The following is a 21,537-nucleotide window of genomic DNA, read 5'->3' as shown; positions in this document are numbered from 1 at the left end:
TTGTGCGCGCGCTGGCTGAATTTATTATGCGCGGCCGCGCTCAGGCTGCAGCGGTCGCCCTGTTGGGGCACTGGATTCCGTTACTGAGTCCGGCCACCGTTGCCCTGGTGACTCTCAGGCGAGGCCTTGCCGATGGCGTAATGGTACTTGCTTGGGCACTGCTGCCGGCCATAGTGTTGATGGCTATGGGGCAGCAAAACGCCGCACTGGCAATTATTGGCGCTGTGAGCATTTTTGCCGCAGCCCAGGTACTGCGGCAAAGCGCGTCCTGGCAACACGCCCTGATGGGCTTGGTGGCCTTTAACACTCTCGGTGCAGTAATTGTGGGGGTGGCACTGCCGGAGCTGGTCGAAAAGGCCGTGTCTGCTCTGGCAGAAATTATCGCCGCCATTGCCGCCGAGGCTGAGCCGCCGCTGGCCTTGCCTGAGCCCAACGCCACTATGGTACTGGGATTGCTGGCCGCCATGACCACCTTAAGTGGGGCCGTGGGGCTGGTACTGGGGCGCTGGTGGCAGGCTTTGTTGTACAACCCAGGTGGTTTTGGCACCGAGTTTCGCGCCTTGCGCTTAATGCCGGTGGCCTCTTTGGTGTGCATGCTGGCGGTTGTTTACTGCTACCTGCAGCCCGCCACCACTAAGGTTTGGGCGCTGGTGTTTGCACAGCCTTTGTTGTTTGCCGGTATTGCCCTGGCGCATGCGCTGGTAGCAAAGAAAGGCATGGGGGTGCAGTGGTTGGTGTTGTTTTACATAGCACTGGTGTTGCTGCAGCCGTTTAAGATTCTGTTAGTGATCGTCGCCTTTGGCGACACGTGGTTGGATATACGCGGACGTATCAAGCCTAAACAGGCATGAACCCGCAGGCAAAATTGAAACTAGAGGGTTAACGAGATGGAAGTTATTCTGCTCGAGAAAGTAGGTAAGCTGGGCGCCATTGGCGACAAAGTTACCGTAAAATCAGGCTTTGGCCGCAACTTCCTGGTTCCCCAGGGTAAAGCTGTTCCGGCAACCGAGTCTAACATCGCTGAGTTTGAAGCGCGTCGCGCCGAGCTGGAAGCTGCTGCTGCAGAGAAGAAAGCTGAAGCCGAAAAGCGTGCCGAGAAGTTGGCCGATCTGGCGGTTACCATCGAAGCCAATGCTGGCGACGAAGGTAAACTGTTCGGCTCTATCGGTACTCGCGACATCGCTGATGCCATTACCGCTGCTGGCGTTGAAGTGGCTAAATCAGAAGTGCGCTTGCCCGAAGGTGTGATTCGCGAAGTTGGCGAATACGACATCGACGTTCAGGTTCACGCTGAAGTGATTCAGGCGATCAAACTGTCTGTTGTTGCCGAGTAATTCTGTTTAGCTGCCCTTTATGCCGGGTGGCTAAGCGTTTACAAGCGCTGACAAACTGACGAAAATCGGGCACTATCGACAGCTTCGCTGGCGGGTGCCCGTTTTTTTTGCCCGTAGCAAAACACAAGGAAAATACCAGTTCGCTATGTCCTCCGAGGCTCTATCAAACTACAGCTCTGACAATGACACAGCCAGGCCGGGACTGCCCAGCTCGGTAGAGGCCGAGCAGGCGGTGCTGGGCGGTTTGATGCTGGAGAACAGCCGCCTGGATGCGGTGCTCGAAGTGGCCTCGGAGGTGGACTTTTACCGCGAAGATCACAAGCTGATTTTGCGCATGATGATCGAGCTGCAGGAGGACGCACAGCCGCTCGACCCGGTTACCTTGTCAGAGGCGCTGGAGCGCCACGGCGAGCTGGAGCGAGCTGGCGGCCTTGGTTACTTGGTTGAGCTGGCGGCGAACACCCCGAGCGCGGCTAATATCACCGCTTACGCCCGCATTGTCCGTGAGCGTTCCACTTTGCGCCAACTGATCGCCGCGGCGCAGGACATCAGCCAGTCCAGCTTTAACCCAGCGGGTTTGGATTCAGACGACTTGCTGCAGTTGGCCGAAAAGCGCGTTGCGCAAATCGCCGAAGACCGCCCCAAAGAGGGTGGTCTGCGCGAAGTTAACGGCCTGCTCAAAGAGACGGTTGAGCGCATCGACGAGCTGTTTCGCTCGGGGGATGACGTAACCGGTGTGACCACTGGCCTTGCGGACCTGGACACAAAAACTTCAGGTTGGCAGCCCGGCGAGCTTATTATTCTCGCCGCCCGTCCTTCCATGGGTAAGACCGCATTGGCCCTTAACTTTGTCGAGTCCGCCATTTTTACCCAGCAGCGGCCGGTGCTGGTGTTCAGTATGGAAATGCCCTCGGCCGCGCTGGTTATGCGGATGATGTCCTCCGTAGGGCGTATCGATCAGGGGCATATGCGCAACGGTAAACTCACCGAAGAGGACTGGCCCAAATTGTCAGCAGCGGTGAGTAAGCTGAAAGACAAGCCGTTGTTTATTGACGACACCCCGGGCTTAACACCGCAGGAAATGCGTGCCCGCACCCGGCGCATCGCCCGCGAGCACGGCAACCCCGGCATGATTATGGTGGACTACCTGCAGTTGATGCAGGTGGCCGGTTCCACCGAAGGTCGTACCCAGGAAATTTCTGAAATTTCCCGCGCCCTAAAGGCTCTGGCGAAAGAGTTCGACTGCCCGGTCATTGCCCTGTCGCAGCTGAACCGGAGTGTGGAGCAACGCCCCAACAAACGCCCCATGAACTCGGATTTGCGTGAGTCGGGCGCCATCGAGCAGGATGCCGACGTTATCCTGTTTATTTACCGCGACGAATACTACAACGAAGACAGTCCTGATAAAGGCGTTTCCGAGTTGATTGTGGGTAAGCAACGTAATGGTGAAGTAGGCACCGTGCGCGCCGCTTTTGTGGGTAAATACACACGCTTTGATAATCTGGCGCCGGAGTATTTCTCGCAGCAGGATGATTATTGAGAAGTCTGACGACGGATGTCTGAGATCTGATGCTTTTTACGGTTTACGGGAAGCGGAATAGGATTTCTCAGCTTTCAGATTCGGCGTTAGGCCATTGGTAAATTATTCGTCCCCTGCCGTTACTATAAATCTTCTCTAGAATGACTGCTTCAGTCATAAATTCTACGTTTTGTAACTCTACCTTTTCTATAGGCTCGCAGTTGCGGGTAATTGTAACGTGGGGTTCATAGGGGATAGTGTTTTCGAGGTTGAGGGTGGAGTTTAAAGACGCATACAAAGCGTGGAAATGTGACGTTCCTTTCAAAACTTTTAAATAGCCAATATTCTCACGCTGAGTGACCTCACGGGCCACTGAAAAAGAAAAAGCTTTGGCTCTCATCTTGGGATTGAGAAGTCTAATCAGCTCAGTTTCATCCGCGCGACTTTCAAAGGGAAAAACAACGGTGACGTGCGCCGCTATTTTTTTATGAAGCTCGTCATGCTGCTGCCGTATTTCGTCGATTTCAGCTTTGCTACTGCCGGTAAAGGTTATATATATTGAATAGACTTTCATTGTTTAAGGGGTAAGGTTCCGGGAATAAACTTGAACCGATCATCAGCGGGTAGTGGTAAGTCAATTTACTTTAAAGTAGGGTCGGATATGGAAACAATGTCTCCATGCCGTATACCCGGCGCAGCTTTTCATCCCTCGTAACCCGTAACCCGCATTACGGCCAAACTATGAACTCTCAAGCCCGCCTACTCGACAAACTCGCCCAAGACCTAAAGCCAGGCCGTCTGGAGTGGATCGGTCTGCGCAGTGTTCATCGCGGTCGAATTCACGTGGTGAAGTCCGCCGAGGCGATTGCGGACCGGGGCCTCGCAGGCGATCACCGCAGCAGCAAAACCCCCGGCTCTGGGCGGCAGGTGACGCTTATAAGTCGTGAATTTATCCAGCAAATTTGCCAGCATACAGGCCTCGCTGAAATCGATCCTGTCCTGCTGCGCCGTAACCTTGTGGTCAGTGGCTTGAACCTGAATTTACTGCGCCATCAACGGGTACAAATAGGCGAGGTAGTTCTCGAGCCCGCCGCGCTGTGTCACCCCTGTTCGCGAATGAATCAAAACCTTGGACCCGGAGGCGCCGCCGCCATGTACGGTTACGGCGGTTTGTGCGCCCGAATCGTTCAGGGTGGCCGATTAGCCGTAGGGGATGCTGTGGTTCGCCTACCCCGTGAGCCCGACCGGCCCGGTCAGTCACAGGGTTCTTTATTTGCTCGTTAGCATTCGCGCGGGCGTGGTTGGCGTGTATTGTCTGCGTTCTGCGTCAGACATCCGACTTCAGTCCTCTGGCATTCACCTCGCCCAAAAAATGTACATCCCCCGCGCGAAAGTGTATTATCCGCCCCCCGGAATTAGCGGGTAGTTTGAGGGCTTTATGCAGGTATTTCATCACATCAGCTCCCTGCGCGCAGAGCTTGCCAAAGCGCGGCGCGAGGGCAAGCGCATAGGCTTTGTGCCCACCATGGGCAATTTACACGACGCTCATCTGGCACTGGTGAAACAGGCTCAGCGCAGCTGTGATGTGGTGGTGGTGAGTATTTTCGTCAACCGCCTGCAGTTTGGTCTGAATGAGGACTGGGACAAGTACCCGCGCACCTTGGCTGTTGATACCGCCAAGCTTGAGGGCGTGAACTGCGATTTTCTCTTTTGCCCGGAAGAGACCGAAATGTACCCCAACGGCATGGATGAGCAGACCCGGGTGATAGTGCCGGCCATGACTGATGTGCTCTGCGGAGCCAGTCGTCCCGGTCATTTTGAAGGGGTTACTACCGTCGTTAGCAAGCTGTTTAATATCGTCCAGCCAGATGAAGCTGTGTTTGGGGTGAAAGACTTCCAGCAGCTCGCCGTCATTCGCCGGATGGTCGAGGATCTGTGCATGCCGGTGCAGATCAGCGCGGGCGAGATTTACCGTGAAGACGACGGTCTGGCGCTCAGCTCGCGCAATGGCTTTATTACCGACGACGAGCGCCCACGTGTTAGCCAGCTAAATCGCACCCTAAACTGGGTGGGTGAGCAGGTTAAAGCCGGGCGACGGGATTTTTTAGCGCTGCAAAATGAGGGGCGCAAACAAATTGAAGAGGCGGGTTTTAAGGTGGATTACCTTGAGATCTGCAACAGCCGCACTCTCAAGCCTGCGGCGGATGATGACAGGGAGATGACCGTCCTTGGGGCCATGTATACGGAAGGGGCCCGTTTGATTGATAATATATCGCTGGAAATTGTCTAAACTCCCGGCGATGGCGCTCAGGCGCCATAAGTTGATACAAAGGAGGAGCCCATGCTCTCTACCATGCTCAAAGGCAAATTACATATGGCGGCTGTTACCCAGGCTGAGCTTTGGTACGACGGCTCCTGCGCCATTGACGCCGATCTGGTAGAACTGGCCGGACTGCGCGAGTTTGAACAGATTGATATTTACAACGTCAATAACGGCGAGCGCTTCACCACTTATGTGATTCTCGCTGAGCGCGGCTCTGGCACCATATCAATGAATGGCGCGGCAGCGCGCAAAGTGCAAGTAGGTGACCGCGTGATTATCGGCGCCTATGGTCAGTACACCGAAGAGCAGCTGGAAAACTACAAGCCGCGTTTGGTGTACCTGGATGACAAAAACAAAGTCGAGCGCACCACCAATACCATTCCCATGCAGCTGGTGTAAGCACCGATAGCAACGCTGAGTTTGGTATAAAAAAGGGGAGCTAGCGTTCGGCTAGCTCCCCTTTTTTATTGTGCGGCGGCCGGCTTACAGGCCGTAATCGCTGCGTCTAACCTGCTCGGTTTCTTTCAGGTAGCTGTCAATACGCTCAACATCGGCAGGGGTTAGCATGCCGGCGGCTTCGCGCAGGTTGGTCATTTGGATCAGGTAATCGTAGAGCGCGTTGGAGTAATCGCGACGGGCTTGGTACAGAGATTGTTGCGCCAACAATACTTCAACCAGGTTGCGAGTACCCACTTCAAAGCCGGATTGAGTGGCTTTAACCGCGCTTTCGTTAGAGATAATCGCCTGCTTGCGAGCTTTTACCCGTGCTACGCCGGTCTCGACGGCCAAGTGCAGCGAGCGCGTGTTTTGAATCACATTGCGTTGCTGGAAATTGAACTGCTCGTCGGCCTGCATCGCCTGCGCGTAGGCCTGACGGCGCTGGCCCGAGGTGCGCAAACCGCTAAAGATGGGCACGGTCAGATTGACACCCACAGTGTAGCCGTCCTGATCGTTGTAGTTAAACGGCGTCGAGTCGATATCGGTTTCGTTATCTGATTCGCTGTAGCCCGCGCTCAGGCCCAGGGTCGGGTAGTGGTTAGCGCGTGCGGCCTTGGCTTGCTGTTCGGCCGCGTTCGCCGCTTCGCTTACCGCTTTCAGGGTGAAGTTATTTTCCAGGGCGAATTCTACCCAGCTGTGGCGATCGGCCGGAGAGGGGGGAACCACGGGAAAATCTTCGCCCAAAGGTGCGATAGCATCGTGCGACTGACCGGTCAGTACCTCCAGGGCTTCGTAACTAATACCCAGTTGGCCGCGCGCTTCCAGGGTGGCGGCCTGGGCGCTGTCGTACGCTGCCTGGGCATCGTGCACATCAGTAATGGGGGTCAGGCCCACTTCAAAGCGCTGCTTGGTTTGCTCCAGCTGCTGTCCCAGAGCTTTCTCTTCGGCCAGGGCTACTTCCAAATTGTCGATGGCGCGCAACACGTTAAAGTAGGCTTCGGCGACGCGCACAATCAAACTCTGCTGGTCGGCCGAGTACTGCGCCTTGGCCTGCTCGCTCAATGCGGCACCTTGCTGATAGGTGTGCCAGGCGTTCAGATCAATCAGCGCCTGGTTTAAATCCAGCCCCCAGCGCTTGACTTCATTTTCGGTAGTGCCGGCGGGCGTAAGGGCCGCCTCGCCGCTGCGGATTTCATACTCCGAGTCGGTTTCGCTGTAGCTGACGTTAGCAGAACCGGTAATTTGCGGCAGCAAAGCGGCGCGGCCGATGGTTTTGTTTTCTAGCCCCGCCTCGAAAGCCGCTCTATCGGCTTTTAACTGGGGGTCGTTTTCCAGTGCCAGGTTGTAAATGTCGAGGATAGACTCGGCTTGGGCGCTGCTGCTAAGCGCAATCAGCGCGGCAAAAAAATAACGTTTTGTCTGCTTCATTTGGTATCCCGGTAGGTCTTGCGTCCGTTTTTGTGGTCGTTGCTGCGGTAAAGACGCTGGCTCCACAAATTTAGTTGCACTCTACTGTGTGCGATTTTAATACAGGCCAGAGTTTAGCGGTTTGCGTCCTCTAGGTCGAGATGAATAAACGTTCATTTTTTCGCGCCGCTAGTAAAAAACCGTAAACGCTGTGCTTTACAGCCGCGGAGCAGTTCTCTAGACTGCCGATTCTGTCTTGTCGGGGTGCTTCGTGTGGTGAAGCTGAGAGAGTCCCGTCGACCTGATCCGGTTAGTACCGGCGTAGGGAACGAGCGCTTATGAATTTATGTATCCATTCTATTTGCCGGGGCGTCTGCTCCCGGCTTCAAGCCGCTGCCGCACCGGCAGTTGCTGCGCTGTTTCCTCGCCCCCTCCAGGAAGCAGCTTATGTCCAACATCACCGAATATCCTAATCGCGTTACGTCTGCCTGCGTTGCTCTGACTGTTGCCGGCAGCGATAGCGGAGCCGGGGCGGGCATTCAAGCGGATTTAAAAACCTTTGCCGCCCTGGGTGTTTACGGCGCCTCGGCAATCACCGCCTTAACCGCGCAAAATACTCAGGGGGTGCAGGCGGTTGAGTCTGTATCCGCCGATTTTGTGCTTCGCCAAGTACAGTCGGTGCTAGCGGATATGCCGGTAAAAGTCATTAAAACCGGCATGCTCGCCAACGCCGAGATTATCTCCGCCCTGGCCTCTGAACTCCCCACCTTCATTCCTTTAGTGTTAGACCCCGTGATGGTCGCTACCAGCGGTGACCGGCTGCTGGCCGATGACGCCTTGCAGGCGCTGCGCCAGAAACTGATCCCGCGCGCCTGTCTGCTTACCCCTAACCTGCACGAGGCCGCCGCGCTGCTGGATGCTCCCGTGGCAGAAAGCGTAGCGCAAATGACCCGGCAGGCGGAGGCGCTGCTTACACAGGGTGCCCAGGCCGTGCTGCTTAAGGGCGGCCATTTGCAGCATCCGGATGAGGCGGTGGATGTGTATCTCGATGCCGAGCGCTGCGAGCTGCTCAGAGCGCGGCGGGTTCGCACCGCAAATACCCATGGCACCGGCTGCACCCTGGCCTCGGCAATCGCCGCTTTTCTTGCCCGTGGCCTGTCATCTTACGAGGCCTGTCGTGAGGCCAAACACTATTTAACCGGAGCTCTGACTGCCGCCGACCGATTACAGGTAGGGCGGGGACATGGCCCGGTGGATCATTTTTACGCTTTTTCTTATGCAACCGTGGCAAGTGCCGCACCCATAACCCAGGAGATTTCCCATGACTCAGAATAAACAGAGCGCCGAGCGCGTGCTCAGTGAAAGCGCCCAGGTGGATAACGCCTCGGTGCAGCCATTTCCCCGCTCGGAAAAAATTTATGTAACAGGTTCGCGCGACGATATACGCGTGCCCATGCGGGAAATTAGTCTGGCCGATACCCCCACTGATTTTGGCGGTGAAACCAACCCGCCGGTGCGCGTTTATGATACTTCTGGCCCCTATACCGACCCAGCGGTTGCTGTGGATGTGCGTCAGGGGCTTGCGGATATCCGCACCCGCTGGATTGAAGAGCGAGACGATACCGAGTTGCTGGAGGGAGTGAACTCGGAGTTTACCCGCGAGCGTCTGGCCGACCCTAAGCTTGCCCACCTGCGCTTTAACCATCACCGGGTCCCGCGCCGCGCTAAGGCCGGCAAGAACGTATCGCAAATGCACTACGCCCGTCAGGGCATCATCACTCCAGAAATGGAATACATTGCGATTCGCGAAAATATGGCGCTGGCGCAAGCGCGCGAGCAGGGGGTTTTGGAGAAACAGCACCAGGGCAATGACTTTGGTGCGGCTATTCCCACTGAAATTACCCCCGAGTTTGTGCGCGATGAGGTGGCTCGTGGCCGCGCGATCATTCCCGCCAACATTAACCACCCAGAGTTAGAGCCGATGATCATCGGGCGCAACTTTTTGGTGAAAATCAATGGCAATATCGGCAATTCGGCGCTTACCAGCTCCATTGAAGAAGAGGTGGAAAAGCTCACCTGGGGCACCCGCTGGGGGGCGGACACGATTATGGACTTGTCCACGGGCAAGAATATTCACGAGACCCGCGAGTGGATTATCCGCAACTCTCATGTACCCATTGGCACCGTGCCCATCTACCAGGCGCTGGAAAAAGTTGATGGCGTGGCCGAGGATTTAACCTGGGAGATCTTTCGCGATACCCTGATTGAGCAGGCCGAGCAAGGCGTTGACTACTTCACCATTCACGCCGGTGTGCTGCTGCGCTATGTGCCGCTCACCGCCAAGCGGGTCACCGGTATTGTCAGTCGCGGTGGCTCGATTATGGCCAAATGGTGTCTGGCGCACCACAAAGAGAATTTCCTTTATACTCATTTTGAAGACATCTGCGAAATCATGAAGGCCTATGACGTGTCCTTCTCCCTGGGCGACGGCCTGCGGCCAGGTTCGATTGCCGATGCCAATGACGAAGCTCAGTTTGGCGAGCTGGAAACCCTGGGCGAGCTGACCAAAATTGCCTGGAAGCACGATGTCCAGTGCATGATCGAGGGGCCGGGGCATGTGCCTATGCACATGATCAAAGAGAACATGGACAAGCAGATTGAGTGCTGCGACGAAGCGCCCTTTTACACTCTAGGGCCGCTGACTACTGACATTGCCCCCGGTTACGACCATATAACCTCGGGTATTGGCGCAGCCATGATCGGCTGGTACGGTTGCGCGATGCTCTGTTACGTCACTCCCAAAGAGCATTTGGGGCTGCCTAACAAAGACGATGTAAAAGAGGGTATTATTACCTACAAGATCGCCGCCCACGCCGCCGACCTGGCCAAAGGCCACCCTGGGGCGCAGCTGCGCGACGATGCGCTATCCAAGGCGCGCTTTGAATTTCGCTGGGAGGACCAGTTCAATCTGGGGCTGGATCCGGACACCGCACGCGAATATCACGACGAAACTCTGCCGAAAGACTCGGCCAAGGTGGCTCACTTTTGTTCTATGTGCGGCCCCAAATTCTGTTCCATGAAAATCAGCCAGGAGGTGCGCGACTACGCCGCCGAAAACGGTTTTGGTTTGGATGACAGTGGCGAACAAGTGATTCGTATGCTGGATGTCGAGGCCGAAATGCAGGCCAAGGCGGAGGAGTTTCGTGAGACAGGTTCGCAGCTTTATCACAAGGTATAGGTAAGTATGAGTAAAAGCCCCGAGATTGCACCGCCCGTATTCGACCGCGACGACGTGGAAATAATGGAGCGCAAGCCGCTGTACCGGGGCTTTTTTCATGCCGATGAAGTCACCCTGCGCCATCGACAGTTTGCCGATGGCGATTGGGGCGAACCCTTGAGTCGGGAAATTGTCTACCGCCCTCAGGCCGTGGGGGTGCTTTTGTACGATGCGCGCCGCGATGAGTTGGCGTTGGTGGAGCAGTTTCGTATTGGTGCGCTGCGCGATGAATCCGGCCCCTGGTGTCTTGAGGTCGTGGCGGGCATGATGGAAGAGGGCGAAACTGCTGAGGATGTCGCCCGTCGCGAGCTGGTAGAAGAGGCGGGTATTCACGAGGTGGAGTTGCGCTACATTGGTAACTACCGCGCCAGCCCCGGCGGCTGTGATGAGAAGCTCTACTTGTATATTGGCCTTTGCGACCTCACTGATGCTGGAGGCGTCTTCGGTCTGCCCGAAGAGCACGAGGACATTAAAATGCATGTTCTCAGCGCAGAGGCTGTACTCGGCTCCCTTTACACCGGTCGCTGGAATAATCCGGCGGCCCTGATTACGTTGCAATGGTTGGCACTGAATCGCCCGCAATTGATGCAAGAGGTATAACGTCATCGCGATTAAAGAGCGCTACAAAGTCGACTTTCCCCGGCACATGGCCCAGTGTGAGGCCAACTACTGGTTGCTGCTGAAGCTGACACCGGGCTTTGAGGCGCGCGATAGCTGGCAGTTTGCCGTTGAGCAGGGCGCCAGCAGCTGGGAGATGCGTATCGAGGTGACCGAACGTATGCGCTATACCACCACACTGCGGGTCAGTCGGGTGGACGACACCGGCAGTGACTGGCTGCAGAGTCCACAATTGCTGGTGCGCCTCTACCATGATGCGGCGCTTGCCGAAGTCTTAGCGTGGGAAGGGCACCGCCGCCTTGAGGTTCGCTACGACTACCCCAACCAGAAGATGTATCAATCCGACGAAAAATCCCAGTTCAATCGTTTTTTGGGTGAGTGGCTACACCATTGTCTGAAGAATGGTCACTCGCTGCACGAAATTATCCTGTCTTGATCGCTGCACGTTAAGTCCGAAAAAGTGGGGTGAGCGTCATAGTTTTGCTGCGCGGTGCTTGCGTCCTCTGGATTTGGCGCCTATTACCGTTTATCGTTGTGTCAAATTTCTGCTATGGACGCAGATTTGGTGTAACAACAAGGATCATTAGAGGTAATGGCGGCGAGCGCGATATCCACACAAAGCACCGGAACTCCTGTGCGCTTGATTCAGATCACTGACACCCACCTGGGCGCGGCCGACGGGGACACACTGCTGGGCCTGAATACCGACCAGAGTCTGGCCGATGTGCTGGCGCTGATCGCCCGCGAGCAGCCTGACCCAGCGGCCGTAGTCTGCACCGGTGACGTGGCCAGCGAGCCAGATGCCGATTGCTACAGCCGCTTTCTTGATACCCTGCAACGCAACTTCGACTGTCCCTTGGGGTGGCTGCCCGGCAATCACGATCTGGCCGATGTCATGTATCAGGTGGCTCACGTTACCCAGCCCGCCCACCGAACCATGCTAGTGGGTGGCTGGTTACTGGTATTGTTGGATTCCAGTGTTCCCGGCTATGTTCACGGCGAGCTGGCGGCCGCCGAAATGGCGTTTTTACGCGATACCCTGGCCGCTCACCCGGACACCCCAACTCTGATTATGCTCCACCACCAGCCGGTGGCGGTGGGCAGCGAATGGATAGACCAGTATATCGTGCGCAACCACGCCGAATTTTTTGCCGCACTGGAAAGCCAGAGCCAGGTAAAAGCGGTTTGCTGGGGCCATGTGCACCAGACTTTCGAGCGGTTATTGGATGAGCGATTGCTGCTGGCAACCCCGTCAACGTGTGTGCAGTTTAAGCCTGGTTGTGATGACTTTACCGTGGACACGCAAATGCCCGGTTATCGCTGGTTCGATTTATACCCGGACGGCCGCCTTGAAACAGGTGTTTCGCGAGTGACCGATAAAAGTTATGTGATTGATTATAAGTCTGCCGGGTATTAGCGGCTTAGAGTATTTATGTCTGCCATTGTCTATTTGCACGGTTTTTTAAGCTCGCCATTATCGTTCAAAGCGCGGCAAATGAAAGCCTGGCTGAGCGAACAGCAACCCGAGTTGAGTTTCCACTGCCCCCAGTTAACGCCCTATCCGGCGCAAACCCAGGCCGAATTAAAAGCCCTGATGGAGTTTTTACAGCCCGAGCCCGTGTGGTTAATCGGCAGCTCTCTCGGTGGCTTCTGGGCCACCTGGGTGGCGGAGCGCTACAACCGCCCCGCCGTGCTAGTGAATCCGGCAGTGGCGCCCTGGCAGTTTATGCCGGATTATTTGGGTGTTGACCTCAACGCCTATCACACCGATGATAGCTACCGCCTGGAGCCCCGCCATGTCGACGAAATTCGCGCGGCCGACTCTACCCCTATTACCCGGCCCGACAATTATTGGCTGATGGTGCAAACTGGCGATGAAACCCTGGATTACCGCCAAGCGGTAGCCAAGTACGCTGGTAGTAAGCAGCTGGTGGAAGAGGGGGGCGACCACAGTTTTGTGGCGTTTGAACGGCATCTGGGCGAGATCATCGAATTTTTCCGGACGTTTGAAAAAGCGGCCTCTCGTTAATTCCACTTAAAAAAGAAATATGGCCAATTATTCCGCTGAAGATATTGAAGTCCTCACGGGGCTGGACCCGGTAAAAAAACGCCCCGGGATGTACACCGAGACAACCCGCCCCAACCACCTGGCGCAGGAAGTGATCGACAACAGTGTCGACGAAGCCCTCGCCGGACACGCCAAAACACTAAGCGTTACTCTGCACAAAGATCAGTCCATTACCGTCAGCGACGACGGTCGCGGCATGCCGGTGGATATTCACCCCGAGCAGGGCAAGCCCGGGGTAGAGGTGATTTTGTCTACCTTGCACGCGGGGGGTAAGTTCTCCAACAAAAACTATCAGTTTTCCGGTGGTTTGCATGGCGTTGGGGTGTCGGTCGTGAACGCGCTATCGTCCCTGCTGGAAGTCACTATTAAGCGCGACGGTCAGGTGCATCGCATTGTCTTTGGCGACGGGGAAAAGATCTCTGACTTAGAAGTCATTGATACCTGCGGTAAGCGCAATACCGGCACAACTCTGCGCTTTGTGCCCAACCCCAGTTACTTTGACTCGGCCAAGTTTTCTGTCAGCCGTTTGCGCCATGTGCTGCGCGCCAAGGCCGTGTTATGCCCAGGCTTAACGGTTAACTTTAACGACGAAACCTCGGGTGAAAAAGACACCTGGTATTACGAAGACGGCTTGCGTGATTACTTAATCGGCAATACCCAGGGCTTTGAGGTAATCCCTGAACAGGCTTTTGTAGGTGAGTTTTCGGGCTCAACCGAAGCGGCCAGCTGGGCGGTGCAATGGTTGCCTGAAGGCGGCGAGCTTATTCAGGAAAGCTACGTCAACTTAATTCCCACCGCCCAGGGCGGTACCCATGTAAATGGTCTGCGCACGGGGTTGCTGGATGCACTGCGCGATTACTGCGAGTTTCGTAATTTACTGCCGCGCGGCGTTAAGCTGGCGCCTGAGGATATTTGGGCCAACTGCGCCTATGTGCTTTCGTCTAAATTATCTGACCCGCAGTTTTCTGGGCAGACCAAAGAGCGCTTAAGCTCGCGCGAAGCAGCGGCGTTTGTTTCCGGCGTGGCCAAAGACGCCTTCGCCCTGTGGCTGAACCAGCACACCGAAGAGGGCGATAAGATTGCCGACCTGTGTATTAACAATGCACAGAGGCGAGTGAAATCCTCCAAAAAAGTCGCGCGCAAAAAAGTCACTCAAGGCCCCGCGCTGCCGGGCAAGCTGGCCGACTGTGCCAACAATGATCCGGCGACCAGTGAGCTGTTTTTGGTGGAAGGGGACTCGGCCGGCGGTTCGGCCAAGCAAGCCCGTGATCGTGACTACCAGGCGATCATGCCCCTGCGCGGTAAAATTCTGAACACCTGGGAGGTGGACTCGGGCGAGATTTTCTCCAACCAGGAAGTGCACGATATCTCCGTCGCCCTGGGCATTGACCCAGCAGTAGAGTCCCTAGATGGGTTGCGCTACAACAAAATCTGTATTCTCGCCGATGCCGATTCCGACGGTCTGCACATTGCCACCTTGCTGTGCGCCTTATTTGTGCGTCACTTCCGTCCTTTGGTTGCGGCCGGGCATGTCTATGTGGCTATGCCGCCGCTGTACCGCATCGATGTCGGCAAAGAGGTTTACTACGCCCTGGATGATAGCGAAAAGGCCGGCATTTTAGAGCGCATTGAGGCGGAGAAGAAAAAAGGCAAAGTCGGTGTGCAACGCTTTAAAGGCCTGGGCGAGATGAACCCGTTGCAACTGCGTGAAACCACCATGGCCCGCGACACCCGTCGACTGGTGCAATTACGAGTCGAGGACGGCGACGATACGAATCAGGTAATGGATATGTTACTGGCGAAAAAGCGTGCCTCAGACCGCAAAAGCTGGCTGGAACAAAAAGGTAACCTTGCTGAAATAATCGCGTGAGTTAATGCCTGGTTATGGCATAATTTTCGCTGTTTGTTTTAGGCGCCACAGGCGCCTTTTTTATAATCGCTATATAACAAGTTCAGGGCGCCGCAGTGCTGAGGTATCAGTGCCGCAGCGATTAGAACAACTTGGGGGCAAGTAAATGATAAAAAACCTTATTTTCCGCGGGCAGGGCCCGGTCTTAGTCGTGGCACTTTTGCCGGCTATGGTGCACGCAGCCGGTGAAGCGGATACGAAGCAGACCGAGACCATCCATGAAGTGGTGGTCGTATCGGGTAAACGAGAACAAACCCAGGCGAGCTTTGCCGGCTCAGTGTCGGTGCATGAAAAGTGGTGGCTCGACAGGCAGCAGCCGCTGACATTGAACGCGCTGGCAGGCCAGACCCCCGGTTTTAATATTGTCGATACCGGCAGCCGCAATCCCACGCCATTAATTATTCGCGGCCTGCGCAATGACAGTGTTGCGTCAGACGATCTGGGTGGCAATGGCGGCACGGTTACCCGCTACGTGGACAATATCCCGCTGCAAGGGGATTTTTTACCCCCGGATATGCAATTGCTTGATTTAGAGCAGGTAGAAGTTTTGAAGGGGCCGCAAGGCACTTTGTACGGCAGCAGTTCGCTGGCCGGTATTGTGCGCTACAGCACGGCCAAGCCCCAGTTGGGCGACTATCAGACAGAGCTGAGCGCCAGCATTACCGATACGGCTCACAGTGACGATCTGGGTTATGCCTCCACCTTGGTCAGCAACCTTCCCGTGGGCGATAACTTTGCTGCGCGGCTGGTCTTGAGCAAAGACGAAGTAGCCGGGTTTATCGACAACGATTATCTGCTCGCGGGGCCTGCATCTGACATTAACAGCGAAGAGGGCGAGCAGGCGCGCTTAAGCCTGCGTTGGCAGCCCAGCGAGCGTCTGCGATTGGATGGCAGCTACCATTATCAGGATCGCACCGTGGAAGATCGCCAGGCGAGCAATGAGCCTTTTACCGGCGATGCCTATGGCGCCTCCAGCCGGTTTTTACAGCCCGCCGATACCGAGTTACATATGGCGAATATCACCGCCAGTTACGATTTTGATTTTGCGACCGCGACGTTTATACAAAGCCGTTACGATTATCAGACCGAGCGCCGCGCCGATCAGACAGATTATTTACTGTGGCTGGATGAGGTTTATTACGATTCGTCGTTTTACTCGCCTTATGAAGACTTTGCCTCTGAAACTGTCTCAGACTTTACGGTTAGTAAAGACACCACTGAACTGCGTTTGACCTCGCCCGAGTCTGCCGATGTCTGGCAGTGGTTAGTCGGTGCGTATTACAGCAAAGATAAAATTGATGGCACGGTGGTGGATTTAGCCCCTGGGTTGGATATCTTCTGGGGGCTAGATGAGCCAGAGCCGCGCGATTACTACGCCGAACAAATTGAAGAGTTGGGTGAGTCGGCTATTTTTGCCGAGTCCTCCCATAAGCTGAGCCAGCACTGGACGGTGACCCTGGGTGGGCGCTACTACGATCAAACTGATGACTTAACCATCTGCTCGATGTTTCCCATGAATGATCGCTTTAATGGGGTTGAACCTACGCCCTATTGCGACGCCGACGAGGAGAGCGACGACGGCTTTTTATGGAAGGCCAGCGCGCAATATGAGACCACTGCCGGTGTGCACTGGTACGGGGTTTACTCAGAGGGCTTTCGCCGTGGCGGCAGCAATGCACTGCCCGCCGGGATCGAAAATAATCGCACCTACAGCCCAGACTATGCCGAACACTATGAGCTGGGGATAAAAACCAACGAGCTGTGGTCGCGCCTAAGTCTGAACGCCAGTGTCTATTTAATTGACTGGAAACAGATTCAGCAGAGCGCCTATGATGATTATGGCTATCTCGTTAACGTGAATTCGGGCAGCGCTTTGGTTCAAGGTGTTGAACTAGAAGGCTATTGGTCACTCTCGCCCTCTTGGGGACTGAAGTTTGGCGGCAGCTATAACGATGCTCGTATTGATGAACCCGCCGACGCCGAATTAGTGATGGATGCCTATCCACAAAAAGATGACCGCCTGCCGGGCTCGCCTCGTGAACAGTGGAATTTGGCGCTGGATGGTCGGCATTCGTTTGACGCTTTTGAGCTGGATACCCTAGTATCGCTGGTGACCGTTGGCGACACCACCACCGCCTTGAACGAAACCTTCGCCGATTATCAGAGCTTATCCGGTTATACCCTTGTGAACGCACATGCCGGAATAGAGTGGGGTGCTTGGTATCTGGCGGCGGATATCGACAATATCACTGATGAGCGCGCTATTACTGGCGGCAGGTACAGACCTGAATATGGCCAGCAGGGGCGCTTTGATTATATTACTCGTCCTCGCAGCATAACCTTGAGTGCGCGCGTGCGTTTTTAAGGCGATAGGATCAAGGCTTTAGAGAAGGATTAATGTATGGCGAAGAAAACACAAAACTATGAATTAGTGGTTCCCAAGGGCGGTGCCCAGATCGTCTCTATAGAGCTGAGCCCGCAGTTACCCGAGAAAGGCAGCGCGCAGGTTTGGCCAATGAACGGCGTGGGTAAAAAGAAGAGCTTTCAAAATATTACGGTGGCCTTTGACCCTGAGTCGGATGCCGATGACCGTCGTTATGAAAAAGCGGTACTGGTGTTTCATCTCAAAACAGATGATAAAAAAGGTCAGTGGCGTTTTATTGAGGATGGGCTGATTTACGCACCGGGTAAAGGTGACACGCTGCACGATATTGAAACTCGGGTTGCTCAGGATGGATGCGAGTTGGTGCTGACCATTCACAACTTCGATGACTCGAACGAAGATGTGGATTTCAGTTTTGTGGCAATGTACCGGGATAATAAATCCGGCGAGGCGACAATTTATACCTCAGCTGATCCCGGCGTTCGCGTGGGTCGCCCGCCCGGTTGATTTTTGCGCTGGGTAGTTAACCCGTTTTAGGGGGGGGCGGATTGTTTAGAGAGCTTGCGCTATCGCTAAACAATCCGCCCCCTGCGCTTGGTCACATAACCCGTCAAACCAGGGTAGGGCAAACCAGGCCTGCCCCATCCCGCTCTCTAAGGCCGCCCGGGCCGCTAGGCGCGCGGAAATCTGTTCTCCTGCCAACGCATAAACCAAGGCTCCGGTGTAGTGGGTGTCGCCACTGTCGGGGTCGAGCTCGCGCGCTTTTTGATACACAGCAATGGCGCTTACATGGTTGCCGGTATGTGCTTGCGCCTGGGCGTTCAGGCGCAGCGAATAGGCATCAGAGGCGCTCGCGGTCTGCTCGGCAACACGTTGGTAAAGTTGGTTTGCGGTGGCATCGTCGCCACTTAGTTTATGCGCATCGGCCAGGTTAAACAGCGTCTGCTCGTCGCCCGGTGCAATTTGCAAAGCCTCGTTTAAACGCTTCTGTGAGCTGGCGTAGTCGCCTTGCAGCAGCAACACCACGGCGAGATTGTTGAGCACTATGGCACTGCGCTCGCTCTCTAGGGCCTGGCGCAGAGCCTGGTTGGCTTCATCCAGGCGGCCTTCCCAGAGTGCGATTAAACCGCGAAAGCGGTTGGTTTTATGGTCTTGGGGGTTGAGCTGGTAGGCGTTAGCAATGTGCTCGCGGGCGCTTTCAATGTCGCCGTTGAGCCAGGAGGCCATAGAAAGACGGAAGTAATTGTGCACACTGGGGCGCAGTTGCACGCTGTAACTAAAGTTCTCCACCGCCACCGGGTAATTGCCTTCCGACAGTGCCAGCAAGCCCTCCAGTTCCGTCAGTGCCGTCTGCTCCAGCCCTTGTTGCTCAAGCCGCTCCAGCCAGTGACGGGCCTGGGCAAAATCGTTCTGACTGCGCGCCAGGGCAAATTGATTCAGTAGTTGTGTCTCTGTGTCGCTGCGGTTCTTGGCTGGCAGGAACTCCTCCAGGCGCACCAATGCTTGGTCGTCACCCGTGTCGTGGTAGAGGTCCAAAGCAATCTCGCGAAACAAAATTTGTACATCGGCCCAGTTTCTGGTTTGGCTGCTTAGCGCCTCTAAGGCATCCAGCTGGGCGGGGTTAGCGCCGGCGCTGTAATAATGTTGATACTGCTCGGCAAAGACCCGGTACTCCGCTTCATCTGGTAAGTCGAGCTGGATTTCGCCTTCGTGGTTATAGAGCTTGTTGATGTGCAGGTTCACCCGCTCGGCGAGCATGGCGTAGCGATCTACTGTGGTGCGAAAGTTGGCGCTTGCCAGCACTTGCAAGCGTTGGCTGTCGCTGGCCGGTGCCAGGCGGTTGATGCTGATGTCGCACCAGGTGAGGTTACAAAAGGCCTCGGTAATGATCAGCTCTTTGGCGGCCAGGGCGGTGAGTATTTGAAAGGGTTCTCCGCTCTGGGAGTCCACCTCAAAACGCGGGATGGCTTCGGCTCCCGGCAGTTGCACCACGCTCTGTTGGGCGGCCTGATACAAAGTGCCCCCAATTAGGCGTTGATCGGCCTCGGCCAATTCGCCGTCGGGGTTAAAGCGTGGCGGCAGCACGGCTACAGCCTGGGGGATGAGCCCCGGTGAGGAACCCTGGCCGCTAAACCAAATGCCGGCGACCGCAGCGATCAGTAAGGTAGCGCCAACCGTTAGCCAGTGGCGCCTATGCTTATGTCGCCGTGGCACTGCCTGCCCCGTGTGCCGGGTAAACAGGGTAAGAGGGGGCAGTTCGGCGGTTTGAGCGCCGCCTTCCAGAGTTTCCGACAACGGATGCTGCTGGCTGATTAGCGCCAGTTTTTCACAGACCTGTTGGCTGCTGTCGGGCCGTTGGGATTTATCTTTGGCCAGCAAGCTCTGCAGCAAATCGCAGAGTTCTTCGGGCAGCTTGCTGTCATCCAGAGCCTGTTTGTTTAGGGGCGCTGCGGAGATACTTTGCAGCAGTTTTAACGTGTTGCCGGTGGCGCCAAAGGGGTGCTGCTCCAGCAGCACACTGTAGGCGACGATGCCGAAAGAGAAGAGATCGCTTTTAAAATCCAGCGGCTCGTCGGCAATTTGCTCCGGTGACATATAGGCGTAGCTGCCAATCACCGCCTGAGTCAGCTCGGTATTTTGTTGCTGTTCGCGGGCAATGCCAAAGTCGGTGAGTTTGGCGTTGCCATTGCGCCCCACCAGAATGTTCTCGGGTTTTAAATCCCGGTGCAAAATTCCCGCCGCGTGGGCACAGGCGAGCCCGGCCATAATCTGATACAGCCACTGCAGTCTTTGCGCCAGGGAGGTAGCCTCTTCGCGCAGCTTGCGCGCCAGATCCACGCCGTCGATATACTCCATTACCAGCGAGCCGCCGCTCACTTCGGCGATGTAATCGTAAACTTGCACGATACAGGGGTGGTTAAGTTTGGCGAGGAACTTAGCCTCGCGCTCAAACCTGTGAAGCGCTTTGGCGTTGTCGCCGTCGTGGCGCAGTTGCTTGATGGCAACCGGGCGGTCGAGCTGTTCATCTTGCGCCAGAAACACTTGGCCCATACCGCCCTGACCAATACGTTTGATAACGCGATAACGGCCGGCGACCAATGAGTCGGTGTGTAGGTTCTGATCGATCATGCAGAAGTGCTAGTGAACAACGGACTTAAGCCTTAGGGCAATTGTTGTTCTACTTTACCACCTTTGTGGATAGAAAACCTGTTGCACCCCAGGCGCATGGTGGTGCCTCGGCGTTCGACAAACTTGTCGTGGTTGAGCTGCGGAATGGTCTTAGTGAGCTGTTGTCGGGCTCGGTAAACTTGGATATTTAGGTGATTGGGCTCCAGCCCCAGTTCGTGGACCAGTAAATCGTTGCTCACCCAGCCCTGGTCGAGTTCACTCAACCCCTGACGGGCGTCATCGGCGCGGTGCCTCGCCAATAGCAGCAGCAGGTAATTGTGGGCGCGAATACCCAGGTTATAGCGCTGGCCTTCGCTGTGGATTAACAACCCGGTGCTCTCTTCGTCCAGACTGACCTCAAAGCGGATCTCCGCCTCGGTTATGCAAGCCTGACTCGGGCGTTCCATCGTGGGGGCGCTGGCGCTGGCGCAAAACAGCTGCCAGCGCCCGGCGCTTCCTTCCAGAATATCGTTATGGCGCAGAGGCTTTGCGGGCTGGTTACTGTCTGCTACCGACTGCACCAGCCACTGGCCGCTGTTGGGCTCTTGGTAGATGTACCACTCGGGTTGCTCTTCATCGGGTATCAGGTTGGCCGCTTGCAGTTCAATAATCGCGGGTGTGCCATTCTGCGAGACAATGGGTAATAAGATATCTCGGGGCGGCGCCAGATCTTCTACTTCAAAGCACGCGCCTTCTTCGCCTGCCAGCTGGATCTGATCACCTTTTTGCAGTGGGTAGTAAACTCCCTTCTCCAGCTTGCGGCCATTGACCCAGGTGCCGTTGCGGCTCAGGTCCTTTATTTGCCACAGCTCTCCGCTCCACTCTAAGCACAAATGGCGACGTGAGATGTAGGGGTTTTGGATATAGGTGTCTACCTTGCCTTCCAGCGCACCAATAGTGTGATGCGCGACGACAGGAATCCGCAGTGGCACATCCTTCCGGTGCAGGTAAGCCATTACCAGGTCCCTAAAGTTGGTCAGATACTCAAGTCAAACGTATGGGGCGCGGGGCAAATCCTTAATCACAAAGTGCTGCCGGTTCAGATCCTTGGGGTGCGCGGTTCTCTATATTATGCCGACGGGTTTGCCGCCGA

The 21,537-nt window shown here is 55.7% G+C and carries 19 protein-coding genes and 1 riboswitch; of the genes, 15 read left to right on the top strand and 4 right to left on the bottom strand.

Annotated features, from left to right (window positions below; translation table 11 throughout):
- Nucleotides 1-2: 2 nt before the first annotated feature.
- The 3 genes from NHM04_RS08375 to dnaB all read left to right on the top strand — a co-directional run bounded on the left by NHM04_RS08375 (nucleotide 3) and on the right by dnaB (nucleotide 2,874).
- Entirely contained in the window at nucleotides 3-851 is an 849-nt protein-coding gene (locus tag NHM04_RS08375) for a hypothetical protein (RefSeq protein ID WP_254266525.1), read from the top strand.
- A gap of 36 nt (nucleotides 852-887) precedes the next feature.
- On the top strand, nucleotides 888-1,334 hold the full coding sequence (gene rplI, locus NHM04_RS08370) for a 50S ribosomal protein L9 (RefSeq protein WP_020209935.1): 447 nt from the start codon (nucleotides 888-890) through the stop codon (nucleotides 1,332-1,334).
- 145 nt (nucleotides 1,335-1,479) lie between these two features.
- Entirely contained in the window at nucleotides 1,480-2,874 is a 1,395-nt protein-coding gene (dnaB, locus tag NHM04_RS08365) for a replicative DNA helicase (protein WP_254266524.1), read from the top strand.
- Between the two features lie 67 nt (nucleotides 2,875-2,941).
- Here the strand turns inward: dnaB and NHM04_RS08360 are convergent, their stop codons facing one another.
- On the bottom strand, nucleotides 2,942-3,427 hold the full coding sequence (locus NHM04_RS08360; RefSeq protein ID WP_254266523.1) for a 2'-5' RNA ligase family protein: 486 nt from the start codon (nucleotides 3,425-3,427) through the stop codon (nucleotides 2,942-2,944).
- Between the two features lie 167 nt (nucleotides 3,428-3,594).
- Between NHM04_RS08360 and NHM04_RS08355 the strand changes: the two genes are divergently transcribed.
- The 3 genes from NHM04_RS08355 (at nucleotide 3,595) to panD (ending at nucleotide 5,575) form a co-directional block, all read left to right on the top strand.
- Nucleotides 3,595-4,137, top strand: a complete 543-nt coding sequence (locus NHM04_RS08355; RefSeq protein ID WP_254266522.1) for an MOSC domain-containing protein — start codon at nucleotides 3,595-3,597, stop codon at nucleotides 4,135-4,137.
- Between the two features lie 154 nt (nucleotides 4,138-4,291).
- Nucleotides 4,292-5,143, top strand: a complete 852-nt coding sequence (gene panC / locus NHM04_RS08350) for a pantoate--beta-alanine ligase (protein ID WP_254266521.1) — start codon at nucleotides 4,292-4,294, stop codon at nucleotides 5,141-5,143.
- Between the two features lie 51 nt (nucleotides 5,144-5,194).
- Entirely contained in the window at nucleotides 5,195-5,575 is a 381-nt protein-coding gene (gene panD / locus NHM04_RS08345) for an aspartate 1-decarboxylase (protein ID WP_254266520.1), read from the top strand.
- An 84-nt stretch (nucleotides 5,576-5,659) separates the two neighbouring features.
- On the opposite strand, the gene NHM04_RS08340 is transcribed toward panD, so the two are convergent.
- A complete protein-coding gene (locus tag NHM04_RS08340; protein ID WP_254266519.1) occupies nucleotides 5,660-7,042 on the bottom strand; it encodes a TolC family outer membrane protein in 1,383 nt (460 codons plus the stop codon).
- A gap of 229 nt (nucleotides 7,043-7,271) precedes the next feature.
- A riboswitch (TPP riboswitch) is annotated at nucleotides 7,272-7,366 on the top strand.
- Between the two features lie 102 nt (nucleotides 7,367-7,468).
- On the opposite strand from NHM04_RS08340, the gene thiD reads away from it, so the two are divergent.
- From thiD to NHM04_RS08295, 9 genes are all read left to right on the top strand, one after another.
- Entirely contained in the window at nucleotides 7,469-8,356 is an 888-nt protein-coding gene (gene thiD / locus NHM04_RS08335; protein WP_254266518.1) for a bifunctional hydroxymethylpyrimidine kinase/phosphomethylpyrimidine kinase, read from the top strand.
- Nucleotides 8,343-10,259 carry a phosphomethylpyrimidine synthase ThiC gene (gene thiC / locus NHM04_RS08330; RefSeq protein ID WP_254266517.1) on the top strand — a complete coding sequence of 639 codons (1,917 nt, stop codon included), beginning with the start codon at nucleotides 8,343-8,345 and terminating at the stop codon, nucleotides 10,257-10,259. The genes thiD and thiC overlap by 14 nt, the downstream gene beginning before the upstream one ends.
- A gap of 6 nt (nucleotides 10,260-10,265) precedes the next feature.
- The gene (locus NHM04_RS08325) at nucleotides 10,266-10,898 is read left to right on the top strand and encodes an NUDIX domain-containing protein (RefSeq protein ID WP_254266516.1); all 633 of its coding nucleotides are present in this window, start codon (nucleotides 10,266-10,268) and stop codon (nucleotides 10,896-10,898) included.
- A 46-nt stretch (nucleotides 10,899-10,944) separates the two neighbouring features.
- Nucleotides 10,945-11,352: a DUF1249 domain-containing protein gene (locus NHM04_RS08320; RefSeq protein WP_254266515.1), complete on the top strand. Its 408-nt coding sequence runs from the start codon at nucleotides 10,945-10,947 to the stop codon at nucleotides 11,350-11,352.
- A gap of 156 nt (nucleotides 11,353-11,508) precedes the next feature.
- Entirely contained in the window at nucleotides 11,509-12,333 is an 825-nt protein-coding gene (gene cpdA, locus NHM04_RS08315) for a 3',5'-cyclic-AMP phosphodiesterase (RefSeq protein WP_256527339.1), read from the top strand.
- Nucleotides 12,334-12,348: 15 nt separating this feature from the next.
- A complete protein-coding gene (locus NHM04_RS08310) occupies nucleotides 12,349-12,945 on the top strand; it encodes a YqiA/YcfP family alpha/beta fold hydrolase (protein WP_254266513.1) in 597 nt (198 codons plus the stop codon).
- Between the two features lie 19 nt (nucleotides 12,946-12,964).
- Complete coding sequence (gene parE / locus NHM04_RS08305) at nucleotides 12,965-14,854, top strand: DNA topoisomerase IV subunit B (protein WP_254266512.1); 1,890 nt, start codon at nucleotides 12,965-12,967, stop codon at nucleotides 14,852-14,854.
- Between the two features lie 145 nt (nucleotides 14,855-14,999).
- On the top strand, nucleotides 15,000-17,258 hold the full coding sequence (locus NHM04_RS08300; protein ID WP_254266511.1) for a TonB-dependent receptor: 2,259 nt from the start codon (nucleotides 15,000-15,002) through the stop codon (nucleotides 17,256-17,258).
- A 36-nt stretch (nucleotides 17,259-17,294) separates the two neighbouring features.
- Entirely contained in the window at nucleotides 17,295-17,783 is a 489-nt protein-coding gene (locus NHM04_RS08295) for a DP-EP family protein (protein ID WP_254266510.1), read from the top strand.
- Nucleotides 17,784-17,828: 45 nt separating this feature from the next.
- Here NHM04_RS08295 and NHM04_RS08290 read toward each other — a convergent pair whose 3' ends face one another.
- Nucleotides 17,829-20,405: a serine/threonine-protein kinase gene (locus tag NHM04_RS08290; protein WP_254266509.1), complete on the bottom strand. Its 2,577-nt coding sequence runs from the start codon at nucleotides 20,403-20,405 to the stop codon at nucleotides 17,829-17,831.
- 32 nt (nucleotides 20,406-20,437) lie between these two features.
- The gene (locus tag NHM04_RS08285) at nucleotides 20,438-21,400 is read right to left on the bottom strand and encodes an FHA domain-containing protein (RefSeq protein ID WP_254266508.1); all 963 of its coding nucleotides are present in this window, start codon (nucleotides 21,398-21,400) and stop codon (nucleotides 20,438-20,440) included.
- Nucleotides 21,401-21,537: the final 137 nt, after the last annotated feature.

This window comes from Gilvimarinus sp. DA14, assembly GCF_024204685.1.
In the GTDB taxonomy this organism is placed as follows: domain Bacteria; phylum Pseudomonadota; class Gammaproteobacteria; order Pseudomonadales; family Cellvibrionaceae; genus Gilvimarinus.
Note: the sequence above shows the minus strand (reverse complement) of the source record. Positions and strands in the feature narration are given on the sequence as shown.

Excerpts from the sequence above, each read along its gene's own strand:
- NHM04_RS08290 (WP_254266509.1), bottom strand. The coding sequence starts at position 20,405 with ATGATCGATCAGAACCTACACACCGACTCATTGGTCGCCGGCCGTTAT.
- rplI (WP_020209935.1), top strand. The coding sequence starts at position 888 with ATGGAAGTTATTCTGCTCGAGAAAGTAGGTAAGCTGGGCGCCATTGGC.
- panC (WP_254266521.1), top strand. The coding sequence starts at position 4,292 with ATGCAGGTATTTCATCACATCAGCTCCCTGCGCGCAGAGCTTGCCAAA.
- NHM04_RS08320 (WP_254266515.1), top strand. The coding sequence starts at position 10,945 with ATGGCCCAGTGTGAGGCCAACTACTGGTTGCTGCTGAAGCTGACACCG.
- thiC (WP_254266517.1), top strand. The coding sequence starts at position 8,343 with ATGACTCAGAATAAACAGAGCGCCGAGCGCGTGCTCAGTGAAAGCGCC.
- dnaB (WP_254266524.1), top strand. The coding sequence starts at position 1,480 with ATGTCCTCCGAGGCTCTATCAAACTACAGCTCTGACAATGACACAGCC.
- NHM04_RS08285 (WP_254266508.1), bottom strand. The coding sequence starts at position 21,400 with ATGGCTTACCTGCACCGGAAGGATGTGCCACTGCGGATTCCTGTCGTC.
- NHM04_RS08360 (WP_254266523.1), bottom strand. The coding sequence starts at position 3,427 with ATGAAAGTCTATTCAATATATATAACCTTTACCGGCAGTAGCAAAGCT.
- NHM04_RS08325 (WP_254266516.1), top strand. The coding sequence starts at position 10,266 with ATGAGTAAAAGCCCCGAGATTGCACCGCCCGTATTCGACCGCGACGAC.
- cpdA (WP_256527339.1), top strand. The coding sequence starts at position 11,509 with ATGGCGGCGAGCGCGATATCCACACAAAGCACCGGAACTCCTGTGCGC.
- thiD (WP_254266518.1), top strand. The coding sequence starts at position 7,469 with ATGTCCAACATCACCGAATATCCTAATCGCGTTACGTCTGCCTGCGTT.
- NHM04_RS08340 (WP_254266519.1), bottom strand. The coding sequence starts at position 7,042 with ATGAAGCAGACAAAACGTTATTTTTTTGCCGCGCTGATTGCGCTTAGC.
- NHM04_RS08295 (WP_254266510.1), top strand. The coding sequence starts at position 17,295 with ATGGCGAAGAAAACACAAAACTATGAATTAGTGGTTCCCAAGGGCGGT.
- NHM04_RS08310 (WP_254266513.1), top strand. The coding sequence starts at position 12,349 with ATGTCTGCCATTGTCTATTTGCACGGTTTTTTAAGCTCGCCATTATCG.
- parE (WP_254266512.1), top strand. The coding sequence starts at position 12,965 with ATGGCCAATTATTCCGCTGAAGATATTGAAGTCCTCACGGGGCTGGAC.
- NHM04_RS08355 (WP_254266522.1), top strand. The coding sequence starts at position 3,595 with ATGAACTCTCAAGCCCGCCTACTCGACAAACTCGCCCAAGACCTAAAG.
- panD (WP_254266520.1), top strand. The coding sequence starts at position 5,195 with ATGCTCTCTACCATGCTCAAAGGCAAATTACATATGGCGGCTGTTACC.
- NHM04_RS08300 (WP_254266511.1), top strand. The coding sequence starts at position 15,000 with ATGATAAAAAACCTTATTTTCCGCGGGCAGGGCCCGGTCTTAGTCGTG.